Consider the following 22,042-nt stretch of genomic DNA (forward strand, 5'->3'; position numbering starts at 1 on the left):
CTAGAAGGGGGAGACGTATGAAGAAAATAGTCTTTACAGGTGGCGGTTCGGCAGGACATGTAACACCTAATTTAGCCATTATCCCATATTTACAGGAAGACAACTGGGATATCTCTTATATTGGTTCTCACCAAGGTATTGAGAAAACGATTATAGAAAAGGAAGGCATTCCCTACTATAGTATTTCGAGTGGAAAGCTACGTCGTTATTTTGATTTAAAAAATATAAAAGATCCTTTTCTTGTAATGAAGGGTGTTATGGATGCGTATGTAAGAATTCGAAAACTAAAACCAGATGTGATTTTTTCAAAAGGTGGTTTCGTATCTGTACCAGTCGTAATTGGCGGATGGCTAAATAGAGTACCAGTTTTATTACATGAATCTGATATGACGCCAGGACTAGCAAATAAAATTGCGCTTCGTTTTGCTTCGAAAATATTTGTTACATTTGAAGAAGCAGCGAAACATTTACCGAAAGAAAAAGTAATATATACGGGGTCTCCTGTACGTGAAGAAGTGCTGAAGGGAAATCGTGAAAAAGGTTTAGCGTTTTTAGGTTTTTCACGTAAAAAGCCAGTTATTACGATTATGGGAGGCAGCTTGGGCGCGAAAAAAATTAATGATACGGCTCGAGAAGCATTACCAGAACTTCTTAAAAAGTATCAAATTGTTCACCTTTGCGGAAAAGGTAACCTTGATGAAAGTTTACAAAATAAAGAAGGATATAGACAATTTGAATACGTACATGGAGAACTGCCAGATATATTAGCGGTAACAGATTTTGTTATTTCACGCGCGGGCTCCAACGCAATTTTTGAATTTTTAACATTACAAAAGCCGATGGTTTTAATTCCATTATCGAAATTTGCAAGCCGTGGAGATCAAATATTAAATGCAGAGTCCTTTGAAAGACAAGGATATGCCTCCGTATTATATGAAGAAGATGTAAATGTAAAATCTCTTATAAAGTATGTCGAAGAATTAAATCAAAATAATGAGAAGTATAAAATAGCACTAAAAAAATATAATGGAAAAGAAGCAATTAAAACAATCATTCAAAATATTTCAGAGGCATGATGAAATAATCATGCCTCTTTTAGTAGGGTGAAAGATTCCAAGAATTGATATTTTTATGTTACAATAAAGTGAAACTTTAATCAGTTGGGTGCATCCCACATCTAACTTCTTTACTGTTACTGAATTTTGAGGAGGGAGTCTTACTGCCCTCAAATAGCGGGATAACAAATGGGTTAATAGGGAAATTCCAATTAATGAGGCGTGAAAATACGAATGGATTAGGAGTGACTGTGTTGGAGCTAAGTCTCTATGAAAATACTGCACTTATTATATGCTTTGTGTTGTACGTTGGTAGTGTTATTGTTTATATTTCAAGGAAATTTTCGCAAGAAAGAGAGCTTGAAAAGTCAGAGATAACAGCTGAACTAGAAATGTTAGCTGATGAAAGTTATAAAAAACAAAAAATAAAAGAAGACCATGAAGCATCCCATCATTTAAACGCAAATAAGTTTTAAAGATGGGGATTTTTTTTGAAGTTGTTCTTTATTGTAGCTATAACAAATAACGCTAAAAAGGAGTTTCCCCATACATAATGAAGGAGTGTATATAAATGAATTTTTATATCGCCTCAGGTTTCCAAAATAAACATCTTGTACGTTCCGTAGCAAATGAACTGAAACATGCAGGATGGCACCATACATATGATTGGACCAAAAACGAAAAAGCAGCAAATGAAGAACAATTAAGAGAAATTGGTCAGGCAGAACAAAATGCTGTAAAAGAAGCGGATGTATTTTTACTTATATTAGATGGCGGAAATGGGAGCCATACAGAGTTTGGAATGGCGATTACACTAGAGAAAACGATATATGTATATCATGCAGGAAACCCGCTCCAAACAACGTTCTATCACTTGCCAGAAATAAATATTTTTGAAGGAGATGTAGCTGAGTTTGCATCTTATGTTATGAATCATATGAAATAATAGTAACTACCTAAAAGGTTATAAAAGTGATCTTTTGGGTACAGTGATGATAAGAAACGTATATAAAGGAGTACATAATATGAAATTAGAAAATGGATGGGAAACGAGCTTTTTAGAAGTCGTACAAAATAGTGAATTTAAGAAAGAGGCACTTCTTAGTCAATTGCTTTGTCAGGATAGTGAAGAAGTAGAAGAGCTTGTGGATGATTACGGCTACGAAGAACTTGTTGAACGTGAACATGATGATGAGTTAGCTGAAATCTTAGGAGAAGAACTTTTTAGTGAGATGGAACGCCAAGTATTCTTATCTTCAAACCCAGAAGAAAAATTGATTTCATTCGTCAATGGATTAGGTTTTCATGTGTTAGATTGGATCGTTCTTCTTGAAACAGAATTTGGCATTGATAGTGCAAACTTTACATCAGATGCTGTGAAGGTGTTAGAAAAGCGTTTCAGACAGTTTCCATACATAGAGGACAAGACAATTTTTGATATGACATTTGGAGAATCGATGGATGTATTAGAATCTGTTACAGGATTACAACTAAAGGAAAAGATGAACGTATAATGAAAAAAGAACGTGATTGGATCACGTTCTTTTTTTACATAATAATAATTTTATCATCTAGTTTTGTCTGCCCGGTAAGAAGTGCGTTTAAATATTCCACTTTTCTTATACAAGCTTGTATATGTCTTTCAATCTCTTGTAACTCTGCTTGGTGATGCGTTTCAATTGGATGAATTTGTACGTTGAATTTTTCAAATTGACTACTATATGTTATTTCTGCATAGCCGCTCATAATATCGGTTTCGTTATGAAATAAAAATTGCTTCGTTTTGTCACAGAATGATACATCCTGAAAGCCATATACTTTTAATGCTTCAATTACTTTTTTAATCATTTTTGTATTCATTTTTTAACCCTCTTTACGAAGTTCTACTTATATATTATAACATAAAAAATTACATAGAAAGCGCTTCCAAGTGTATTTTATTATAAACTTTACGTTTCAATCACAAAAATGAAACAAAGAAAAAATAATTGTAAAGAAGGAAGGACTCTTTTATTGTTTCGTCATATATATAGAGAAATAGTGCAATGAAAGGAAATTTTCCGAGGTGGAGATCGTATTTCCAATTTGAGCGCAGTAAAAGAGGTGAGAATTTTGAACTTTGATATTGTAGGACAAAAAGCATATATAAAAGATGGACCGCATCGGAACCGAATTGGAATTGTAAAGAAAAATGAGACAAAATTAGCATCGCAGTTTGCTATTGTAATTGGAGAACAAATCATTGATGTAGAGTTAAAGGATATCGTGTTAGTTGGAGTAGACGTAGGACAATTTCATAAATGGTGCGAACAAAATGGTTATTTGTGAAAAGGACGGGCTGTGAGATAATGAAATATATTTGAGGAAAGAGGATATGTTATTGTATTCTCTTTTTCTATGTTTAAAGAGGCGAAAATGAAATATAAAGAACAGGAGTTTACGTTGGAGTTAAAAGAGAACATTCAATGTATGGAGAAGGAAATAGAGCGAATATCACTTAAACTGCATAAAGAGTATTCACATTTATACATAGAAAAACACATGGAATTAGATATGGGATTTGCAAGAGAAAAAGAGAATTCCTTTGAGGTGGGTTATTATTCATCAGTTGCTATAGCTATATTAGATGAAGAAAAAGAGCTGATTGGATTTCATAATATTACAATTTAGAAATGTGAAAGAATCTTTTTAGGAATGCCAATTCAATCAAACATTTTGGGGAGTAAGAAAGTAGGGGAACTCGCTGATGAATCTTGTTATGAGATTGAGGAAGAGTTAAAAGAGCAACTAGAAGAATACTTAGAGTGATAATTCTCAAGATAAAATCTATAAAGAGGGAACGGAATAAAAAAGACGCTAACAATTGTATGTTAGCGTCTTTTTTTCATTATGAAGCAATTTCACCAGTTTTTGTATCATCTTGATTGTACGTATCTTGATCTAATTCACCAAGCCATTTACTTGAAATAAGACCTGCTGTCATAGAGCCACTTACGTTAAGAGCTGTACGCCCCATATCGATTAATGGCTCAACCGAGATAACTAGAGCAACAATACCGATTGGTAAGTTCATTGTAGATAGTACGATTAAAGCTGCGAATGTTGCGCCGCCACCAACTCCGGCAACACCGAATGAGCTAATAGCAACAACAGCGATTAAAGTTAAAATAAATTGTGGTTGTAATGGATCAATTCCTACAGTTGGAGCGACCATCATTGCAAGCATTGCTGGATAAATACCTGCGCAACCGTTTTGTCCGATAGATACCCCAAATGAAGCTGCGAAGTTTGCAATTCCTTCGGAAATACCAAGCTTTTCTTTTTGAGCTTCAATATTTAATGGCATCGCACCAGCACTAGAGCGAGATGTGAATGCAAAAGTTAGTACAGGGAACACTTTTTTCAAATATTGAATTGGATTTAAACCAGACAATGCAATTAATAATAAGTGAATGATAAACATTACGATAAGTGCTACGTAAGAGGCTAGCACGAAGTTACCAAGTTTTAAAATAGCATTTATATCGCTACCAGCAACTGTTTTTGCCATAAGAGCTAATACGCCGTATGGAGTAAGGCGTAAAATTAATGTTACCATACGCATTACGATTGCATATACAGCATCAAGCATCTTCTTAAATAGCTCTGCTTGTTCTGGATATTTTCGTTTTACACCTATAAAGGCAATGCCGATAAAGGCTGCAAATATTACGACAGAAATTGTTGATGTTGGACGAGCGCCTGTTAAATCAAGAAACGGATTTGTAGGTAATAGCTCTAATAATTTATCTGGAATTGTTGTCTTTTCAATAGAAGTAAATCTTTCTTCAACTAGTTTCAGACGAGCAGATTCTGCATCACCTTGTTGTAGGCCGGTTGCAGATACATCAAATCCTGCACTTGCAGCGATACCGACAGCTGCAGCGATTCCTGTAGTAAGAATTAAAATACCGATAATAAGGCCGCTAATTTTACCAAGATTTTTCGTTAACTGTAATTTTGTAAATGCTGAAATAATAGATACTAAAATAAGTGGCATAACGATCATTTGAAGTAATTTTACATAACCGTTACCGATTAAGCCAAACCAAGTATTTGATTCAATAATTACTTTAGAAGTTGGTTCATAAATAAATTGTAATATAAGACCGAATAAAATTCCGACTCCTAAAGCAGTAAATACACGTTTATTAAAAGATACATGCTTACGTTGCATATAATATAATACGCCAACTAAAATGAGCATGACTGCAACGTTAATTCCGACAAGCAGTGTATTCATGTTGATTCCCCCTAATTCCAATCTGTTATATAGAATATAAGGTAATAAAACCTATAAGTCAACTAGGAAATTCCGGAATTAAAAAAAAGATGGCAAAATGCCATCTTTTAATGTCCAGCCCCAGGCACAAGTAAGAATGTCGTGTAGTATGTAAATCCTATGAAGAAAACAGTTAAATATGCCCCGAATACGTATATATACATACGCTCTGTTAATTTTAAATAGCTTAAAAGTACGAAGAAACCTGTTTGTCCTAAAAATAGTAGTGCGGCCGGTTGCATATCCCCTACGTAAAACATAACCGAGAAAATTCCAGTCCAAAAGCCGAGAACGCGAAACATGCGCTCCATGCCATCTCCCTCCTTTTCTAAAAAAAGTAAACCTCACCTCATTATAGTTTATTTTTCTTACTATTGTAAATATTCGTTCATATAAAAAGAAGCCAATTATTATTGGCTTCTTTTTATATGAACAATTAAATTGTTAGTTTATAATTACAAGATTTACATCCATCTAATAGACTATCATTTCGAGTTAATTCCATGTTAGGGAATAGGATTTCAAAAATCCCTTTCATCATATCTCCGTGCATGTTACAAATTTCAGTTGGATGATGAACAGCAACTTCTTTAAATGGACAATTGTGTACATCATAGAAAATTTTTGTTCCATCTGCACTTAATTCAAATGCAGGTGATAAGCCAGCTGTTGAGAAAGCTTCTTTTGCAATTTGAACTTTTTGTTCCACTGTTAAAGCATCTTCACTCACATTTAAACGTTGCATATGTTGTTGCATTAATTCAGCTCCGAATTGTTTTCCTGTTTCGTATAGCGCTTTCTCACCAGCAGCACCAAGACTAAGTAAAGAATTAAATGCGATTCTTGCTAACAATTGATAATCACGGAATGGAAATTGTAATTGGATAACATCTTCAGATAAGACATACAATCTGCTCGGTCGTCCGCCTTTTCCAGTTTTCTTCGTTTCCGATTTTAGCATATGAACATCTTCTAATTTAGATAAATGTAAACGCGCTACGTTTGGATGAATGTCAAACTCATCTGCAATTTCTTGTACCGTTACGTAACTATGTTTTTGCGAAATATATTTATAAATGTAATAACGAGTTGGGTCAGATAATACACCTGTAATTTTTAAAGCTTGTTCCATGAGGATCTCCACCTTTATCACTTTATCCAAGATAATAACATTATAATACAGATAAACATGAGTATAGGTAATTTCAGACAATAATTCGGAAATTGTTCATAATTTCACAAACATATTTTTCCTTTTTCCTCTATTGAAAATACAAAAGTCCAAATTTTTATTGCGCATGTTTTCATGCTATATACATAGTGAGGAGGGAAAAGTGATGAATGGGATTGAAATTTTTGCGAATGCAATTTTAAAAGAAGCGTGTAGGGTACAAGCGTCAGATTTACATATTGTGCCCCGGCAGAAGGATGTAGCGGTGCAACTACGTATAGGAAAAGATTTAATGACGAGACAGTGTATTGAAAAGGAGTTTGGAGAAAAACTTGTCTCACATTTCAAATTTTTAGCATCTATGGACATAGGCGAGAAACGGAAGCCACAGAATGGTTCGTTGTATTTGCAAATTGATGGACAAGAAGTGTATTTACGCCTTTCAACACTTCCAACAGTATATCAAGAAAGTCTCGTTATTCGCCTTCATTTACAAGCATCTGTTCAGCCCTTATCACATCTTTCGTTATTTCCAAGTACGGCAGCAAAACTACTCTCGTTTTTACGCTATTCACAGGGGCTACTTGTGTTTACTGGACCGACTGGATCTGGGAAGACGACGACAATGTATGCATTATTAGAGGTAATTAGAAAAAAGAAAACACGTCGCATTATTACACTTGAAGATCCGGTTGAAAAAAGAAGTGACGATGTATTACAAATTCAAATAAATGAAAAAGCGGGTCTCACATATGAAACAGGATTAAAGGCTATTTTACGTCATGATCCAGATATTATTTTAGTCGGTGAAATCCGTGATGAAGAAACAGCAAAAATAGCTATAAGAGCAAGTTTGACAGGACATTTAGTAATGACAACACTGCATACGAATGATGCGAAAGGAGCAATCATTCGCTTCATGGATTATGGTATAACGAGGCAAGAGATTGAACAGTCTTTATTGGCTGTAGCTGCACAGCGACTTGTCGAATTGAAGTGTCCGTTTTGCAGAGGAAAGTGCTCAACTTTATGTAAATCAATGAGACAAGTAAGGCAAGCAAGCATTTATGAGCTACTATATGGATATGAGTTAAAACAAGCGCTTAAAGAAGCAGATGGAGAATGTGTTACTTACAAACATGAGACTTTAGAATCGTCAATACGAAAAGGATATGCTTTAGGTTTTTTAGAAGAAGATGTTTATGTTTAAGAAAACTTGGAGTTTAAGTGATCAAGTAGTATTGTTGAAACGTTTAGGAGAATTATTAGAAAAAGGCTACTCTCTTTTACAAGCATTAGAATTTTTACAGTTTCAATTACCTGTAGAAAAGAAAGTACAATTGCAGCGCATGATTGAGGGGTTAAAAGATGGGAAAAGTCTACACGATTCTTTTCATCAGTTAAAGTTTCATCAGGACATGTTAAGTTATTTATTTTATGCCGAGCAACATGGTGATATTTCTTTTGCTTTGCAACAAGGAAGTGCACTTCTTTATAAGAAAGATAAGTATAGGAGAGACATGATGAAAATAATGCAGTATCCTATGTTTTTGATGTTTTTTCTACTAATCATGCTCTTTATTTTTAAACTCATTTTATTACCTCAGGTTGAAATGGTTTATAGTTCGTTCGGTTCTAATACACCACTACTTACAGAAAAAATTTTAAGTGCAATAAAACTGCTACCTTACATTATTTTAACCGCTATTTTAACTGTTAGTATTGGAGGTATTTTATACATGTTGTATTTTAGGAAACTTCCACATATTAGACAGGTAAAAATTATGCTTCGTATTCCCCTCATCAAAACATTTCTTATTTTAAAGCATTCACATTATTTTGCTACTCAGTTGAGTGGTTTATTAAATGGTGGACTATCAGTATGTGAAGCTTTAACAATAATGATGGAGCAAAGATATCATCCGTTCTTTAAATATGAAGCGAGCCGGATTGAAAGACAATTAATTGGAGGAGAACAGTTACAATCTATCATTGCTAAAAGTGGGTATTACGAGAAAGAACTTTCTTATGTTATTACGCATGGACAAGCAAACGGCAATTTAGGGATTGAATTAGGTGACTATAGCGATCTTATTATGGAAAAGATGGAACGGAAAATTAAACATATGTTAGTTATCATTCAGCCTATTTTATTTACATGTATTGGAGGAATCGTTGTCCTTATGTATTTAGCGATGATTATGCCGATGTTTCAAATGATGAATTCTATTTAGGGGGCATTTGTATGCAGAATGAGGAAGGGTTTACTCTGTTAGAGATGCTATTAGTAATGGTTGTCATAACTATATTATTACTACTAATTATTCCGAATGTAGTTACACAGCGCTCATCGGTCCAAGGAAAAGGTTGTGCAGCTTACGTGAAATCTATAGAAGCGCAAATACAAGTATATCAATTACAACATAATAAAATTCCATCGTTAAAAGAACTGACAGATGAAAAGTATATTACAACTGATAAGTGCCCGAATGGCGAATCTATTCATATTTCAGATGATGGCGCAGTATCAATTAGGGCATTGTGAAACAACAGGGGTTTACTTTTTTAGAAATGTTACTCGTTTTATTTGCTATTTCTGTATTAAGTATAGTTACGTATTTTAGTGTTCATTCCTTATACGAGCGACAAAAAGTTGAACAATTTTTGAGACAGTTTTCAAATGATATTTTGTATATGCAGCAATTAGCGATAAACCGTCAAAAGCACTATACATTACGTTGGCATAAAGATAGAAATATGTATGCTATAAAAGAGTCAGGTACAAAGTATTATATCGTCAAGCGAGAGTATGAAGAAGATATACAAATTGATTTGCATACGTTTCCAAATCCGATGACATATAATCCAAGTGGAAATATTAATAGAGGTGGTACGATTATAATTTCGTATCGAAATTATAAATATGAAATTGTATTTCAGCTTGGAAGAGGGAGATTTACGTATCGTGAAATGTCAAAAAGGATCCATAATGGCTGAAATGATTGTATCGTTAAGTGTTTTAATGATGGCTGTATCGTTACTACTACCGCAAACAGTATTAGTTATGCAAGAAAGAAAAAATATACAAATTCGTTATAAGGCAACTGGATTATTAAAAAAAGAAGCAGCTATATATATGTATGGAAATGAAGAAAAGCGAATAATAGAAAAGAATATAAATGGAATTGTGTATTACACATATTGGGGAGGCAATGAAGTTTGTACTGTGTGGAGAGATGTGAAAGACAGAATGATGGAACAATGCTTTTATGTAGGAGAAAAAATAAATTAGAATTTGGTTTTTCATTAATAGAAATGATTGTATGTCTGTTTCTATTATCAATATTTTTTTTGCTCTTTCCCCGCCTACATTTCATTGAAATGGAAAATAAACAGTCGAAAGGGTTAAATGATTGGGAGTGGGATGTGTATTTAGGGCAAATGCAATTGGAGTTTCGTGAAGTATCATCTGGAGAACAGCTAGCATTTGAAAATGGAGAAAGTATTCTACGATTCCGATCGCGTAATGGGAGTGAAGTATCGTATGAAAAAGAGAATAGTCGTCTTATAAGAAAGGTAAATAGGCGCGGGAGGGAAGTTGTTTTACAAAATATTGGAACGGTTTCTTACAAACTAACACCTCATGTACTCATTATAAATGTGAAAGATACTAGTGGGAAAATATATGAAGGTGTAGTTATGCGATATAGCGAAATAGGAATAAACGTATGAGAAAGCAAAATGGATTTACAATGCCTGGAACGATTATCTTTCTTATTTTATTAACTTCTTTTTTTATATACGAAACAAATATGTTGTTTACAGATAAAAAATTTTATATAGAAATAGAACAAAAGTTTTTATTGGATGAATTACTTAACCGATCTATTACAGATATAAAAAAAGATTTACAGCAAAAAGAAAAAGAAGGTACATTTTTCTTTCAGTATGAAAAGGGAGAAGCGAGTGGAAATTATGTCTTTGAAAATGATTTAATTCTCGTTACGTTGCAGTGCACACTCAAACAGGAAGCTTTCTATACGGTAGGTTTTCGGTATAGAAAAAAGGATGGAAAAATAGTGGATTGGATAGAAGGATAATATGTGAAATATATGGAGATAAACCAGGATTTTCTATTGTAAATTAAATTGATTTTTTAGAAGAAATGGATAAATATAATGATTAAAAGTTTAAATTTTCTCAAAAAAGAGAAAGGTAGAAAGAATATGATATATTCATGCTATCCAATCATTATTTTTAGGGAGAATAGGGAAATGACAAACAACAATCAAATAGGTGAAAATAAGGAACAAACTATTTTTGATCATAAAGGAAATACGATTATGACAGAAGATAGAGAAATACACATTATTTCAAAATTCGAAGAACCTCTTATTGTCGTATTAGCAAATGTACTAAGTGATGAAGAGTGTGATGAATTAATTGAAATGTCTAAAAATAAAATGAAGCGTTCTAAAGTTGGTTCATCACGTGATGTAAATGATATTCGAACAAGTAGCGGTGCATTTTTGGAAGACAATGAACTTACTTCAAAGATTGAAAAACGAATTTCATCTATCATGAATGTTCCTGCGTCGCATGGTGAAGGATTGCACATTTTAAATTATGAAGTGGATCAACAATATAAAGCACACTATGATTATTTTGCGGAACATAGTAGATCAGCTGCTAACAATCGTATTAGTACGCTTGTAATGTACTTAAATGATGTAGAAGAAGGCGGGGAAACGTACTTCCCGAAATTAAATCTTTCTGTACATCCTAGAAAAGGAATGGCAGTATACTTTGAGTATTTTTATCAAGATCAATCACTAAATGAGCTTACGTTACATGGAGGGGCACCTGTAACGAAAGGCGAGAAATGGATTGCAACGCAGTGGGTGAGAAGAGGTACTTATAAGTAAAAGCGAATGTTACGTTTTGTTCTTCATAGTATAAGAACAAAACGTTTTTTTATTAAACAAAGTAGCATCTTTCGTTATAATAACAATTAATAAATGACGATTGAGAGGACAGAAAATGAAATCTATATACATAACCGGCTATATGGGAGCAGGGAAAACAACAATTGGAAAAGCGTTAAGTAAAGAACTTCAAATAGATGTTGTAGATACTGATCAAAAAATTGAAGAGAAGCAAGAGAAGGCAATTCGAAATATTTTTGCCGAAGAAGGCGAAATGGCTTTTCGGGAATATGAAAGCGAAATGTTACGTGCGCTACCAGTCCATAATGTCATTATTACAACTGGTGGGGGAATTATTGAACGAGCGGAAAATCGCAAGTGGATGAAAGAGAACGGAACTGTCGTGTATTTATATTGTGATCCGCACGTAATTGCAGAAAGGCTTCGTGAAGATACGACACGTCCACTATTTCAAAAGAAAGATATAGATGCATTTGTAACGAAATTTGAATCACGTCGAGCTTATTATGAAGAGGCTCACATTCATATCGATACGACAAATAAGTCTGTAAAGCAAATTATGAATGAATTAAAGGAAAAGATTAATGTATAAAAAAGTGGACATACTAATCAAGTAGAGGTGATGATAATATGTCTACTAATGATTATGTTCGCTTTGTGACGCAGCAGTTTGTGTCATATATGGATGCTCCAAAAGAAGATCGAAAACAAAAGAAAGAACAACGCCGTGCTGAAAAAGAGCCATTTATGAATAAGTGGTTTGGGGTTATGCCGCTGAGTGCTGCTTTGTTTTACCGAAATGTAAAAAGTAAAAGAAAAAAATCAAGTTGAATTTTAGTCATATGTTTAGCAAACCAAAAATCCCCTAGTGTCGTATTACACTAGGGGATTTTTATTTACTGCACGGATTCTTGTTCTTCCGTAACGGCATGTATTTTATTGTTCACCCAGACAAATCCAATTCCGATACAAATGGAAATGCCCCATCCAACAGCGGTCATAATTGCTCTCATTTCACCGTAGCCATCTACACCGAAAACAGAGATGAAATAAATTTTTAAGAAGCTTTTTAATATGAATTGTAGACCGAAAAAGAGCGTTAAATATTGCAATGCTGGATAGATACGACTATCACGATACAGTTCACGACTTTTATCACGGTCATGCCCTTGCAGTGCTGCAATATCTGCTGCGAAATATAACATAAGTGGTTTTTTTATAAAAATTGTACATATAACAATAATGCCGAGTACGATGTGATAATATGCATCATTCCACAACATTCGTTCAGCTGACCCAGATAATAAATCTACCGTTGTATTAGAAATGAGTGTAATTAAAATAAAGAACCCTGTCACGTTAAACTGTTTTTCTTTTTTAAAGGTATACAGTGTATAAATAATCCCCGGAACAGAGGAAAGTAACATCGCGTAATAAGGATCGATATAAGGTTTTGCAAATTTCCAAATGAGGAATGGGATTACGAGATAAAAGACAAGATCTAATATAGCTTTTTTATTTTGATTCATACAAAGCCTCCTTAAGTCATACATATATTTTATAATATAATTTCTGAAAATTGTATAAGGTTTAATGGGAAAAGAAAAAATATATCAATTTTCGAGGGGGTAGTAGATTGAAAAAAATTGCCCCTAGCGTAGTAAGTTTTTTTAGTATATAATAAAGGAAACGCTTTCATTTTTAATTTGTTCACAAAATGGACGGAAAATCACATATTTACTATCGATATGTTGCTTTATAATGAAACTAATTAAATATACATGCATACAATATTGTGAAATAAATAACATAAATAATCTATATAAATGTAAACGTTATCAAAAGAGAGAGGTGGAGACAATGAGTAAATTTTTCTTCAATCATAATCCAGCAACAGTAGAGGATGGAAGGCTTGTTAAATATGCTGAAATTATTTATGGAGAAGGTGGCCGTTCTGTATTAGAAAATTTAATGGTGAAGGCATCTATCAGATTGCGTGATCGTTATCCGAATAAATCTGACGAGCAGATCTCGAACCTAGTAAATAAAGGCATCCATGATATGTTTCAAAAATATGTGAGCGAGTAAGAGTGGCCAATGGCTGCTCTTATTTTTTTGTATAAGGATTGTCACTCTAGCTGAAAATAAACATGTATTCTGAAAAACGTAAAAAGGAGTGGGAAAGATGAGCAATGGAATTGGACGTTCGAAAGAAAATCTTCCAACTGATGCAAATCATGTGAGCGCGAAGGATCGTGCGTATCAAAAACGCATGGCAAAGCAAAAACAACAAGAGCGTAATGAGGATAGAGAGTAACTCGAAATAAAGCTCCTTCTAAAGCAGAAGGAGCTTTATTTTGATAGAAAATGATTCGCGGTAACATAAAAGAGTCCACCGTTAATAATTTGCACTGTAATACGTGGTTCATACTGTTCTTGCAGAGCTTGTTTTTCAATTTCATAGCTCTCAGGAAGTTCGTCACTTTCTTCATAAAAACGGTTTAAAAGGTCTAAATCATGATTCCAACGCACTCTTGCTTCTTTTGCCCACGTGTGGTCATCTTCTGCAATTATATTTTTTAAAGCGTCTTCTATGCGTTGTAAACCACTTTGAGGTTTAATGATGGGCGAGAGCGTAAAACAAAAATCAGGTATTTTTGGTGTAAGTTTAATGTTTGTTAATGTTTCATGAAAGTTTGCCATCATTGTTCCAGAAATGAGATGAATACCAATCGAGTGAAGGATGTCTTTTTTTCGATCACATTGATAGGAAACTTTTATATTAATACCGAGCCAAGGGTGGAGCGGTGTATGTGTTGCTCCATTATGTCTTACATCCTCATATAAACGTATGTATGAGCCTAATTCTTTTGTCGTTTGGAAAATTTGATGTAGACGTGGTGAACCGTAGTGAATAAGCTCACCATCATTTTCTTCATTTTCTGGATTTGTAATAAGAGTAAGGCGCATCGGATTCGGTACGCCTCCTGTTTTCTCAAGATAGTGCCAATAAAAAGGGCGATTCATTAATAATTTATCCATCTCAATTGTTAACTGTACATCTAATAAATGAGGAGAACGTTCTAAAATTTCACAGTTATTCGCCTCAAAGAAATTGTATAAGTAATTATGAATTTCATGTTGCTGCATAGCCTTGCACCTCAGCTTCATTTCGTTTCGCAAAGTCGATAATAGATGTTAAGTTTTCCATCTTAATTCTAATTTCACCTTCGCTTTTTGATTGCGCGAAAATTTCTTGAATGTGCGCGTCGATGTTTTTCATATTAATTCTCGTTAAAATTTCATCGAGTTCACCGATAACACGCTCGAATAAGTTGATTTTTTCATATAACAGTTTCAGAATATGTTCTTCAACAGTATGCTTTGTAGCTAAGTTATAAATATGAACATCATTCTTTTGACCGAGACGGTGAATACGTCCGATTCTTTGCTCAAGACGCATTGGATTCCATGGCAAATCATAATTGATCATATGGCTACAAAACTGTAAGTTAATGCCTTCTCCGCCAGCTTCCGTTGCAATTAACACTTGGGCACGATTTTGGAAAAGTTCCTTCATCCAATCTTTCTTCCCGCGTTTAAATCCGCCGCGGAATGGGACAGAAGAAATACCGTGTTGTTGTAAAAACCATTGTAAGTACATCTGTGATGCTCGGTATTCCGTGAAAATGACGACTTTATCGTCAATTTCTTTTATAAGCTCTAGAGTTTTAGTTGCTTTCGAGTTGAAAGGAATATGATTAATTTTGTCCATTAGCACATCGATATGTGGATCTTTTATATAATGTTCGTTTTCTTTCTGTCTTTTTTCTACATGCTTTTTCAATGAATAGTAAACAGCCTCACGACTACTACATGCTTCCCGTTTTAAAGTTAACGATGAGAAAGCAGATGTGAAGGCGTCTTGTCCTCGCCAATTTTCGATATCATTATATAGAGCTTGTTCTTGTTCATTAAACTCAACAAAAATTGTACGTACATGTCTCTTCGGCCAATCGATACCGGTATTATGTCGTCTATTTCGCACCATTACTTTATTAATGAGAGCTTTTAAGTCTTCATCTGATTCGGCTGAGCGATTTTTGGAAGCGTAATATTCTTCAAAGTTGGATTGATTGCCTAAATGTCCTGGTTTTAATAAAGAAACAAGGTTAAAAATTTCATCAATCTTATTTTGAACAGGAGTAGCGGTTAGTAATAAACAAAACTTCTTTTTTAATCGTTGTGCAAATTCATAGTTTTTTGTTTTATTATTTTTCAGTTTATGTGCTTCATCGATAATAATAAGGTCATATTCTAAGTTCAACACGATATCGCGATGTGGTGAACGTTTCGCAGTATCAATTGATGATACGATTACGTCAGCTTGTTCCCACGAGTAGCTTTTCTTTTGTGCTACAGCGGGAATGAAAAACTTTGTATTCAGCTCGTATGCCCATTGTGATACGAGAGAAGCTGGGACAAGTATAAGTACCTTTTTCACAAGCCCGCGGACCATGTATTCTTTCAAAATAAGTCCAGCTTCGATTGTTTTTCCAAGACCTACTTCATCTGCTAGAATCGCTTTACCATTCATTTGTTCAATCACATTTTGAGCGACTTCTAATTGATGCGGAAGCGGTGTGAAATGGGATAAATGTTTCGGTGCTTGTAGTCCATCAAAAGTAGGAACAAGTAACGATTTTTCTGTTTCATAAGCTAAGTGATATAAATCCCAGTTTGTCCAAGGACCATCTTCGTCAATTCTATTTAAAAAATTGTTTTGCCACGTCCGATCTACGGAAATATCGACATTCATTACAACTCTCCCACCTTTTATAAACTAAAGTAATTATTTTTTAATGTATGATGATTTACCTTAAAAGAAGGCATAATTATCGTTATTAAAGGCTATATGATAGACAATAATAAAGTATTAAATCTCAAAAGCTGTATTTATTGTGTTTTAACATAAAAAATTCTAAATTATTTTTTATGCTAGAATATTGATGAAATATAGCGAATGATGTTAGGATAATGGTGTGAAATGTGTGGAATCTTTCGTATTTTATCCAAGAAAGTGATTTTTTATTTACGCTTTCATAAAAAAATATAATGAGATTCCGTATATCCTATCTTTTCAGAATGAAAATGTTTAGAAAAGGGAAGCAACTTTTATTGATTTGTCAAAGCATAAGGGGGAGAGAGCATGATTACATTACAACGTACACCGTTATTTGATGTATACGCGAAGTATGGTGGGAAAACAATCGACTTCGGTGGTTGGGAATTACCAGTTCAATTTTCAAGCATTAAAGAAGAACACGAAGCTGTACGTACAGCTGCAGGTTTGTTCGATGTGTCTCATATGGGAGAAGTTGAAGTAAAAGGTGTAGATAGTTTAGCATTTTTACAACGTGTTGTTACAAATGACGTATCTACCTTAAAGGTAGGGGGCGCACAATATACAGCTATGTGCTACGAAAATGGTGGTACAGTAGATGATTTATTAATCTACAAACGTGGTGAAGAAGACTATTTATTAGTAATCAATGCATCAAATATCGAGAAAGATTACGAATGGTTAGCAAGTCATGTAATTGGCGATGCGACAGTAGTCAATGTTTCTAGTGAAGTTGCACAGCTTGCAATTCAAGGACCAAAAGCAGAAGGCATTTTACAAAAAGTTGTGTCAGAAGATTTGAAAGAAATTAAGTTCTTTAAATTTAAAAACGATATTCTTGTAGATGGAATTCCAGCACTTGTATCTCGTACAGGTTACACAGGTGAAGATGGATTCGAAATTTACTGTAAGAGTGAAGATGCTGCAAAACTTTGGGAGAAACTTCTTGAAGTTGGAGCAGAAGAGGGCTTAAAAGCATGTGGTTTAGGTGCTCGTGATACACTTCGATTCGAAGCAACATTACCACTTTATGGACAAGAATTATCAAAAGATATTACACCGATTGAGGCTGGAATTGGCTTTGCGGTAAAAACAAATAAAGAAGCAGACTTCTTTGGAAAAGCAACGTTAAAAGAGCAAAAAGAAAACGGTGCGCCTCGTAAATTAGTCGGCATCGAAGTAATCGAACGTGGAATTCCTCGTACGCATTACCCTGTATTTATTGGTGAAGAAAAAATTGGGGAAGTAACAAGTGGTACACAATCTCCAACGTTAAAGAAAAGCATTGGTTTAGCACTAATTGATGTAAAATACGCAGCAGTTGATACAGAAGTAGAAATTGAAATTCGTAATAAACGCGTCAAAGCAGTAGTTGTTCCAACACCATTTTACAAACGTTCAAAGTAACGGGGAGAGGGGTAGATTTCATGTTGCATCGTTATCTTCCAATGACAGAAGAAGACAAAAAAGAAATGTTACAAACGATCGGCGTTCAAACGATCGATGAATTATTCTCTGATATTCCAGAGAGTGTTCGTTTTAAAGGGGATTTAAAAATTAAAGAAGCAAAATCAGAGCCAGAGCTTTTAAAAGAGCTATCTCAAATGGCTAGTAAAAATGCTAACTTAAAAGAATACGCTTCTTTCTTAGGAGCAGGCGTATACGATCATTATGCTCCAGTAATTGTAGATCATGTTATTTCTCGCTCAGAATTTTATACAGCTTATACACCATACCAACCGGAAATTTCACAAGGGGAATTACAAGCAATCTTTGAATTCCAAACAATGATTTGTGAATTAACAGGAATGGATGTAGCAAACTCTTCTATGTATGACGGGGGTACAGCTTTAGCTGAAGCGGCAATGTTAGCAGCTGGCCATACTCGCAAAAAGAAAATTCTTGTATCTAGCGCGGTTCATCCAGAATCAAGAGCAGTACTTGAAACGTATGCAAAAGGTCAAAATCTTGAAGTTGTTGAAATTAATCATAAAGATGGTGTAACAGATTTAGACGTATTACAAAGTGAAGTAGATGATACAGTTGCTTGTGTAATCGTTCAATATCCAAACTTCTTCGGACAAGTTGAAAAATTAGCTGATATTGAAAAAATCGTTCATCAACAAAAATCATTATTTATCGTTTCTTCAAATCCATTATCATTAGGCGCATTAACACCACCAGGGAAATTTGGTGCTGATATTGTAATCGGTGATGCACAACCATTCGGTATTCCAACGCAGTTTGGTGGACCGCACTGTGGTTACTTTGCAACAACGAAAGCATTTATGCGTAAAATTCCAGGACGTCTTGTTGGACAAACTGTAGATTCAGATGGTAAACGTGGATTTGTATTAACGTTACAAGCACGTGAACAGCATATTCGCCGTGATAAAGCGACGTCTAATATTTGTTCAAACCAAGCGTTAAATGCATTAGCAGCTTCTGTTGCAATGACGGCACTTGGCAAACAAGGTGTGAAAGAAATGGCACGTCAAAACATTTCTAAAGCACAGTATGCAAAACGTCAATTTGAGGCGAAAGGCTTCACAGTAACATTTGCTGGACCATTCTTCAATGAGTTTGTTGTAGATTGCAAACGTCCAGTGAAAGAAGTAAACGATGCATTATTACAAAAGAATATTATCGGTGGTTACGATCTAGGCCGTGATTATAAAGAGCATGAAAACCATATGCTTGTAGCAGTAACTGAGCTTCGTACAAAAGAGGAAATTGACACACTTGTAAACGAAATGGGGGCTATCCAATGAAGAACCAAGACCAAGCACTTATCTTTGAAGTGAGTAAAGAAGGACGCATAGGATATAGCTTACCCAAATTAGATGTAGAAGAAGTGAAACTAGAAGATGTGTTTGAGAGCGATTATATTCGAGTAGAAGATGCAGAGCTACCAGAAGTATCTGAACTTGATATTATGCGCCACTATACAGCACTTTCAAACCGTAACCACGGTGTTGATTCTGGATTCTATCCACTTGGATCTTGTACGATGAAATATAATCCGAAAATTAATGAGAGTGTAGCTCGTTTCGCAGGATTTGCAAATATTCATCCACTGCAAGATGAAAAGACAGTACAAGGTGCAATGGAATTAATGTACGACTTACAAGAGCATTTAATTGAAATTACAGGTATGGATACTGTTACTTTACAACCAGCAGCTGGTGCACACGGAGAATGGACAGGTTTAATGTTAATTCGTGCATACCATGAAGCGAATGGTGACTTTAACCGTACGAAAGTAATTGTACCTGACTCTGCTCACGGAACGAACCCAGCATCTGCAACTGTAGCTGGTTTTGAAACAATTACAGTAAAATCAAATGAAAATGGCCTTGTTGACTTAGAAGACTTAAAACGTGTTGTAAACGAAGAAACAGCAGCACTTATGTTAACAAATCCTAATACATTAGGTCTATTCGAAGAAAATATTTTAGAAATGGCAGAAATCGTCCATAATGCAGGCGGTAAATTATACTATGATGGTGCAAACTTAAATGCGGTATTAAGCCAAGCACGCCCAGGAGATATGGGATTTGATGTTGTGCATTTAAACCTTCATAAAACATTTACAGGTCCTCACGGCGGTGGTGGCCCAGGTTCTGGTCCAGTAGGTGTGAAAGCGGATTTAATTCCGTACTTACCAAAACCGATTTTAGAGAAAACGGAAAGTGGTTATCACTTCAACTACGACCGCCCAGAAGCAATTGGTCGTGTGAAACCATTCTATGGTAACTTCGGAATTAACGTTCGTGCATACACGTATATTCGCTCTATGGGTCCAGATGGTTTGCGTGCAGTAACGGAGTATGCTGTATTAAATGCGAACTATATGATGAGAAGATTAGCGCCATTCTATGATCTTCCATTCGATAGACATTGTAAGCATGAATTTGTATTATCAGGTCGTCGTCAAAAGAAACTTGGTGTACGTACATTAGATATTGCAAAACGTCTGCTTGATTTTGGTTACCATCCACCAACAATTTACTTCCCATTAAATGTGGAAGAATGTATTATGATTGAGCCGACAGAAACAGAATCAAAAGAAACATTAGATGGTTTCATTGATAAGATGATTCAAATCGCTAAAGAAGTAGAAGAAAATCCAGAAGTTGTACAAGAAGCACCGCATACGACAGTCATTAAACGTTTAGACGAAACGATGGCTGCACGTAAACCAGTTTTACGTTATGCAAAGCCAGCTCCTGTACAAGTTTGATTAGAATAACAAAAGAAGAACTCGCTGAGGCGGGTTCTTTTTTTGTATGGATAATTTGTCCCGCATTAACGGACAGTAAACTTCCAACTCAAAACTTAGCTGGTGCAAAGAAGTCAGGTGGGAGATAAACTGTCCGTAAATGCCCGATTGGTTCAACTAATAATCAGTGGGGATGAACAAAAATCCCCACTGATTAAAGTTTCACTTTATGCAGAAATAGTGAAGAAAATGTTAAAAAAATATATTTTTTGTTTCCTAATAGTGTAAAGGTGTAGTTTTATAGGTAGTTTTGTTGAAAAAGTCGGTTTGATAAAAGTATTTATTTTTGTTAGAATTTTATTGAAATTAAGAAGATGTGATGAGGCAAAGATTACTCATTTTTATGTATATGTGAAAAAACGAACAAGACGGGGGTGAAAGTGTGGGATATCGATGTTATAGAATGGTATACCATTTAGAAAATGGAGAAACAATTAAAGATGTAAAAGAATTTTGCTATCGAGACCAAGGAAAAGTGTTAGAAAGAGTAGCAAATCGTGTAATGGATAATAGAGAAGTGACGGCGATTGATAAACAAGGAACAATCATTTCAATAGCATGTGAGGACATTGTAAAGGTAGAACTTGATTACATAACAGAAAGTTAACCTTGAGTCATATCGAATTATTCGATAAAATAAACTGTTGAATGGTGAAGTGAGAAGAGAGGAGTTTATCATGGGTAGTACAAGACACTTTTATATGTTTATCTTAGCGTTTGTTCTTGTTGTGGCATTAACGATTTACTTAATTGTTGACAGCAGCTGGTACAACACAGTTCATCCGGCATTCCTTCTGTTTATGTATATAGGAATTGCAGTAGTAAGTTTCGGAATGAGAGACGAGATGTTAGATCGCTTTGAAAAGTGATACATATACGAAAGACCAACAGGAAAATGTTGGTCTTTTTTTCTTGCCAAAAATAGGATGATGTGTATATACTGTATATATAAGGTATACACAGTATATACACACACTGGAGGAAAACATGAATATTATTATTTCGAATTCTTCCCAAGACCCTATTTATGTGCAAATAAGAAAACAATTAAGCCAGCTTATTTTAAATGGTGTTTTAAAGGGTGGAGACCAATTACCGTCTATTCGTAGCTTAGCGAAGGAATTGCAAATTAGTGTAATTACAACGAAGCGTGCGTACGAGGAGCTTGAAAAAGAAGGATATATAGAAACTGTTGCTGGGAAGGGGACTTATGTTTCACGTAAAAATAATGAACTATTAAAAGAACAGCGGCTACGTCTATTGGAAAGTAAGGCTGAAGAAATCGTAAAAGAAAGTAAAGTGTTGCAGCTTTCACTTGAAGAATTGCAGCAGATGATTGCGTGTTTATATAAGGGGGAATAAGA

At 34.6% G+C, this 22,042-nt stretch carries 31 protein-coding genes and 1 pseudogene; 24 read left to right on the plus strand and 8 right to left on the minus strand.

Annotated elements, in window-relative coordinates; genetic code table 11:
- The first annotated feature begins 17 nt into the window (after positions 1–17).
- The 4 genes from murG to MR136_RS02495 all read left to right on the plus strand — a co-directional run bounded on the left by murG (position 18) and on the right by MR136_RS02495 (position 2,569).
- Positions 18–1,076, plus strand: coding sequence for an undecaprenyldiphospho-muramoylpentapeptide beta-N-acetylglucosaminyltransferase (gene murG / locus MR136_RS02480; RefSeq protein ID WP_000724775.1), 1,059 nt, complete (start codon positions 18–20; stop codon positions 1,074–1,076).
- Between the two features lie 194 nt (positions 1,077–1,270).
- Positions 1,271–1,531, plus strand: a complete 261-nt coding sequence (locus MR136_RS02485) for a DUF3966 domain-containing protein (RefSeq protein ID WP_001250699.1) — start codon at positions 1,271–1,273, stop codon at positions 1,529–1,531.
- 95 nt (positions 1,532–1,626) lie between these two features.
- On the plus strand, positions 1,627–2,001 hold the full coding sequence (locus MR136_RS02490; protein ID WP_001012343.1) for a nucleoside 2-deoxyribosyltransferase: 375 nt from the start codon (positions 1,627–1,629) through the stop codon (positions 1,999–2,001).
- Between the two features lie 79 nt (positions 2,002–2,080).
- Positions 2,081–2,569 carry a hypothetical protein gene (locus MR136_RS02495; RefSeq protein WP_000764267.1) on the plus strand — a complete coding sequence of 163 codons (489 nt, stop codon included), beginning with the start codon at positions 2,081–2,083 and terminating at the stop codon, positions 2,567–2,569.
- A 34-nt stretch (positions 2,570–2,603) separates the two neighbouring features.
- On the opposite strand, the gene MR136_RS02500 is transcribed toward MR136_RS02495, so the two are convergent.
- Entirely contained in the window at positions 2,604–2,915 is a 312-nt protein-coding gene (locus MR136_RS02500) for a hypothetical protein (RefSeq protein ID WP_001093237.1), read from the minus strand.
- 252 nt (positions 2,916–3,167) lie between these two features.
- On the opposite strand from MR136_RS02500, the gene MR136_RS02505 reads away from it, so the two are divergent.
- Both MR136_RS02505 and MR136_RS02510 read left to right on the plus strand, forming a co-directional pair.
- The gene (locus tag MR136_RS02505; RefSeq protein WP_001008326.1) at positions 3,168–3,383 is read left to right on the plus strand and encodes a DUF3912 family protein; all 216 of its coding nucleotides are present in this window, start codon (positions 3,168–3,170) and stop codon (positions 3,381–3,383) included.
- An 87-nt stretch (positions 3,384–3,470) separates the two neighbouring features.
- Positions 3,471–3,863: pseudogene (locus MR136_RS02510) on the plus strand (hypothetical protein).
- Between the two features lie 79 nt (positions 3,864–3,942).
- On the opposite strand, the gene MR136_RS02515 reads toward MR136_RS02510, so the two are convergent.
- The 3 genes from MR136_RS02515 to MR136_RS02525 all read right to left on the minus strand — a co-directional run bounded on the left by MR136_RS02515 (position 3,943) and on the right by MR136_RS02525 (position 6,508).
- Positions 3,943–5,337: an L-cystine transporter gene (locus MR136_RS02515; protein ID WP_001094344.1), complete on the minus strand. Its 1,395-nt coding sequence runs from the start codon at positions 5,335–5,337 to the stop codon at positions 3,943–3,945.
- A 107-nt stretch (positions 5,338–5,444) separates the two neighbouring features.
- A complete protein-coding gene (locus MR136_RS02520) occupies positions 5,445–5,687 on the minus strand; it encodes a DUF2626 domain-containing protein (RefSeq protein WP_000440716.1) in 243 nt (80 codons plus the stop codon).
- A 125-nt stretch (positions 5,688–5,812) separates the two neighbouring features.
- Entirely contained in the window at positions 5,813–6,508 is a 696-nt protein-coding gene (locus MR136_RS02525; protein WP_000434125.1) for a helix-turn-helix transcriptional regulator, read from the minus strand.
- Between the two features lie 205 nt (positions 6,509–6,713).
- Between MR136_RS02525 and comGA the strand changes: the two genes are divergently transcribed.
- From comGA to MR136_RS02575, 10 genes are all read left to right on the plus strand, one after another.
- Positions 6,714–7,757 (plus strand): competence type IV pilus ATPase ComGA, encoded by a 1,044-nt coding sequence (gene comGA / locus MR136_RS02530; RefSeq protein WP_001013169.1) that lies wholly within the window; start codon positions 6,714–6,716, stop codon positions 7,755–7,757.
- The gene (gene comGB, locus MR136_RS02535) at positions 7,744–8,781 is read left to right on the plus strand and encodes a competence type IV pilus assembly protein ComGB (protein ID WP_061457705.1); all 1,038 of its coding nucleotides are present in this window, start codon (positions 7,744–7,746) and stop codon (positions 8,779–8,781) included. The genes comGA and comGB overlap by 14 nt, the downstream gene beginning before the upstream one ends.
- An 11-nt stretch (positions 8,782–8,792) precedes the next feature.
- Entirely contained in the window at positions 8,793–9,092 is a 300-nt protein-coding gene (comGC, locus tag MR136_RS02540; protein WP_001178687.1) for a competence type IV pilus major pilin ComGC, read from the plus strand.
- Positions 9,089–9,544 carry a competence type IV pilus minor pilin ComGD gene (gene comGD, locus MR136_RS02545; RefSeq protein WP_000813141.1) on the plus strand — a complete coding sequence of 152 codons (456 nt, stop codon included), beginning with the start codon at positions 9,089–9,091 and terminating at the stop codon, positions 9,542–9,544. Before comGC ends, comGD begins: the two co-directional genes overlap by 4 nt.
- A complete protein-coding gene (locus MR136_RS02550; RefSeq protein ID WP_061457704.1) occupies positions 9,537–9,839 on the plus strand; it encodes a hypothetical protein in 303 nt (100 codons plus the stop codon). The genes comGD and MR136_RS02550 overlap by 8 nt, the downstream gene beginning before the upstream one ends.
- A complete protein-coding gene (gene comGF, locus MR136_RS02555; RefSeq protein WP_000923101.1) occupies positions 9,809–10,279 on the plus strand; it encodes a competence type IV pilus minor pilin ComGF in 471 nt (156 codons plus the stop codon). Before MR136_RS02550 ends, comGF begins: the two co-directional genes overlap by 31 nt.
- Positions 10,276–10,647, plus strand: coding sequence for a competence type IV pilus minor pilin ComGG (gene comGG, locus MR136_RS02560; protein ID WP_001231316.1), 372 nt, complete (start codon positions 10,276–10,278; stop codon positions 10,645–10,647). Before comGF ends, comGG begins: the two co-directional genes overlap by 4 nt.
- A gap of 174 nt (positions 10,648–10,821) precedes the next feature.
- Positions 10,822–11,472, plus strand: a complete 651-nt coding sequence (locus tag MR136_RS02565; RefSeq protein ID WP_000183863.1) for a 2OG-Fe(II) oxygenase — start codon at positions 10,822–10,824, stop codon at positions 11,470–11,472.
- A 115-nt stretch (positions 11,473–11,587) separates the two neighbouring features.
- Positions 11,588–12,085 (plus strand): shikimate kinase, encoded by a 498-nt coding sequence (locus tag MR136_RS02570; protein ID WP_017673552.1) that lies wholly within the window; start codon positions 11,588–11,590, stop codon positions 12,083–12,085.
- Positions 12,086–12,123: 38 nt separating this feature from the next.
- Positions 12,124–12,324, plus strand: coding sequence for a YqzE family protein (locus tag MR136_RS02575; RefSeq protein ID WP_000106083.1), 201 nt, complete (start codon positions 12,124–12,126; stop codon positions 12,322–12,324).
- Positions 12,325–12,389: 65 nt separating this feature from the next.
- On the opposite strand, the gene MR136_RS02580 is transcribed toward MR136_RS02575, so the two are convergent.
- Positions 12,390–13,022: a VC0807 family protein gene (locus MR136_RS02580; protein WP_001073111.1), complete on the minus strand. Its 633-nt coding sequence runs from the start codon at positions 13,020–13,022 to the stop codon at positions 12,390–12,392.
- 141 nt (positions 13,023–13,163) lie between these two features.
- Positions 13,164–13,280, minus strand: a complete 117-nt coding sequence (locus MR136_RS02585) for a hypothetical protein (protein ID WP_001987222.1) — start codon at positions 13,278–13,280, stop codon at positions 13,164–13,166.
- A gap of 73 nt (positions 13,281–13,353) precedes the next feature.
- On the opposite strand from MR136_RS02585, the gene MR136_RS02590 reads away from it, so the two are divergent.
- Together MR136_RS02590 and MR136_RS28395 are read left to right on the plus strand one after the other, a co-directional pair.
- Complete coding sequence (locus MR136_RS02590; RefSeq protein WP_000032702.1) at positions 13,354–13,581, plus strand: hypothetical protein; 228 nt, start codon at positions 13,354–13,356, stop codon at positions 13,579–13,581.
- 97 nt (positions 13,582–13,678) lie between these two features.
- The gene (locus tag MR136_RS28395; RefSeq protein ID WP_000064668.1) at positions 13,679–13,810 is read left to right on the plus strand and encodes a hypothetical protein; all 132 of its coding nucleotides are present in this window, start codon (positions 13,679–13,681) and stop codon (positions 13,808–13,810) included.
- Between the two features lie 35 nt (positions 13,811–13,845).
- On the opposite strand, the gene MR136_RS02595 is transcribed toward MR136_RS28395, so the two are convergent.
- Together MR136_RS02595 and MR136_RS02600 are read right to left on the minus strand one after the other, a co-directional pair.
- Positions 13,846–14,643: a YqhG family protein gene (locus tag MR136_RS02595; protein WP_001183964.1), complete on the minus strand. Its 798-nt coding sequence runs from the start codon at positions 14,641–14,643 to the stop codon at positions 13,846–13,848.
- Entirely contained in the window at positions 14,630–16,312 is a 1,683-nt protein-coding gene (locus MR136_RS02600; protein ID WP_017673553.1) for a DEAD/DEAH box helicase, read from the minus strand. Before MR136_RS02600 ends, MR136_RS02595 begins: the two co-directional genes overlap by 14 nt.
- A gap of 390 nt (positions 16,313–16,702) precedes the next feature.
- On the opposite strand from MR136_RS02600, the gene gcvT reads away from it, so the two are divergent.
- From gcvT to MR136_RS02630, 6 genes are all read left to right on the plus strand, one after another.
- The gene (gcvT, locus tag MR136_RS02605; RefSeq protein ID WP_000631769.1) at positions 16,703–17,803 is read left to right on the plus strand and encodes a glycine cleavage system aminomethyltransferase GcvT; all 1,101 of its coding nucleotides are present in this window, start codon (positions 16,703–16,705) and stop codon (positions 17,801–17,803) included.
- Positions 17,804–17,823: 20 nt separating this feature from the next.
- On the plus strand, positions 17,824–19,167 hold the full coding sequence (gcvPA, locus tag MR136_RS02610; RefSeq protein WP_000903240.1) for an aminomethyl-transferring glycine dehydrogenase subunit 1: 1,344 nt from the start codon (positions 17,824–17,826) through the stop codon (positions 19,165–19,167).
- Entirely contained in the window at positions 19,164–20,639 is a 1,476-nt protein-coding gene (gcvPB, locus tag MR136_RS02615) for an aminomethyl-transferring glycine dehydrogenase subunit 2 (RefSeq protein WP_000795703.1), read from the plus strand. Before gcvPA ends, gcvPB begins: the two co-directional genes overlap by 4 nt.
- Before the next feature lie 442 nt (positions 20,640–21,081).
- Positions 21,082–21,285: a DUF3929 family protein gene (locus tag MR136_RS02620; RefSeq protein WP_000262496.1), complete on the plus strand. Its 204-nt coding sequence runs from the start codon at positions 21,082–21,084 to the stop codon at positions 21,283–21,285.
- Positions 21,286–21,355: 70 nt separating this feature from the next.
- The gene (locus tag MR136_RS02625; RefSeq protein WP_000535933.1) at positions 21,356–21,547 is read left to right on the plus strand and encodes a hypothetical protein; all 192 of its coding nucleotides are present in this window, start codon (positions 21,356–21,358) and stop codon (positions 21,545–21,547) included.
- A gap of 118 nt (positions 21,548–21,665) precedes the next feature.
- Positions 21,666–22,040 carry a GntR family transcriptional regulator gene (locus MR136_RS02630; RefSeq protein WP_001021364.1) on the plus strand — a complete coding sequence of 125 codons (375 nt, stop codon included), beginning with the start codon at positions 21,666–21,668 and terminating at the stop codon, positions 22,038–22,040.
- Positions 22,041–22,042 lie beyond the last annotated feature (2 nt).

Source organism: Bacillus cereus group sp. BfR-BA-01311, from assembly GCF_022664295.1.
GTDB classification, from domain to species: Bacteria; Bacillota; Bacilli; order Bacillales; family Bacillaceae_G; genus Bacillus_A; species Bacillus_A cereus.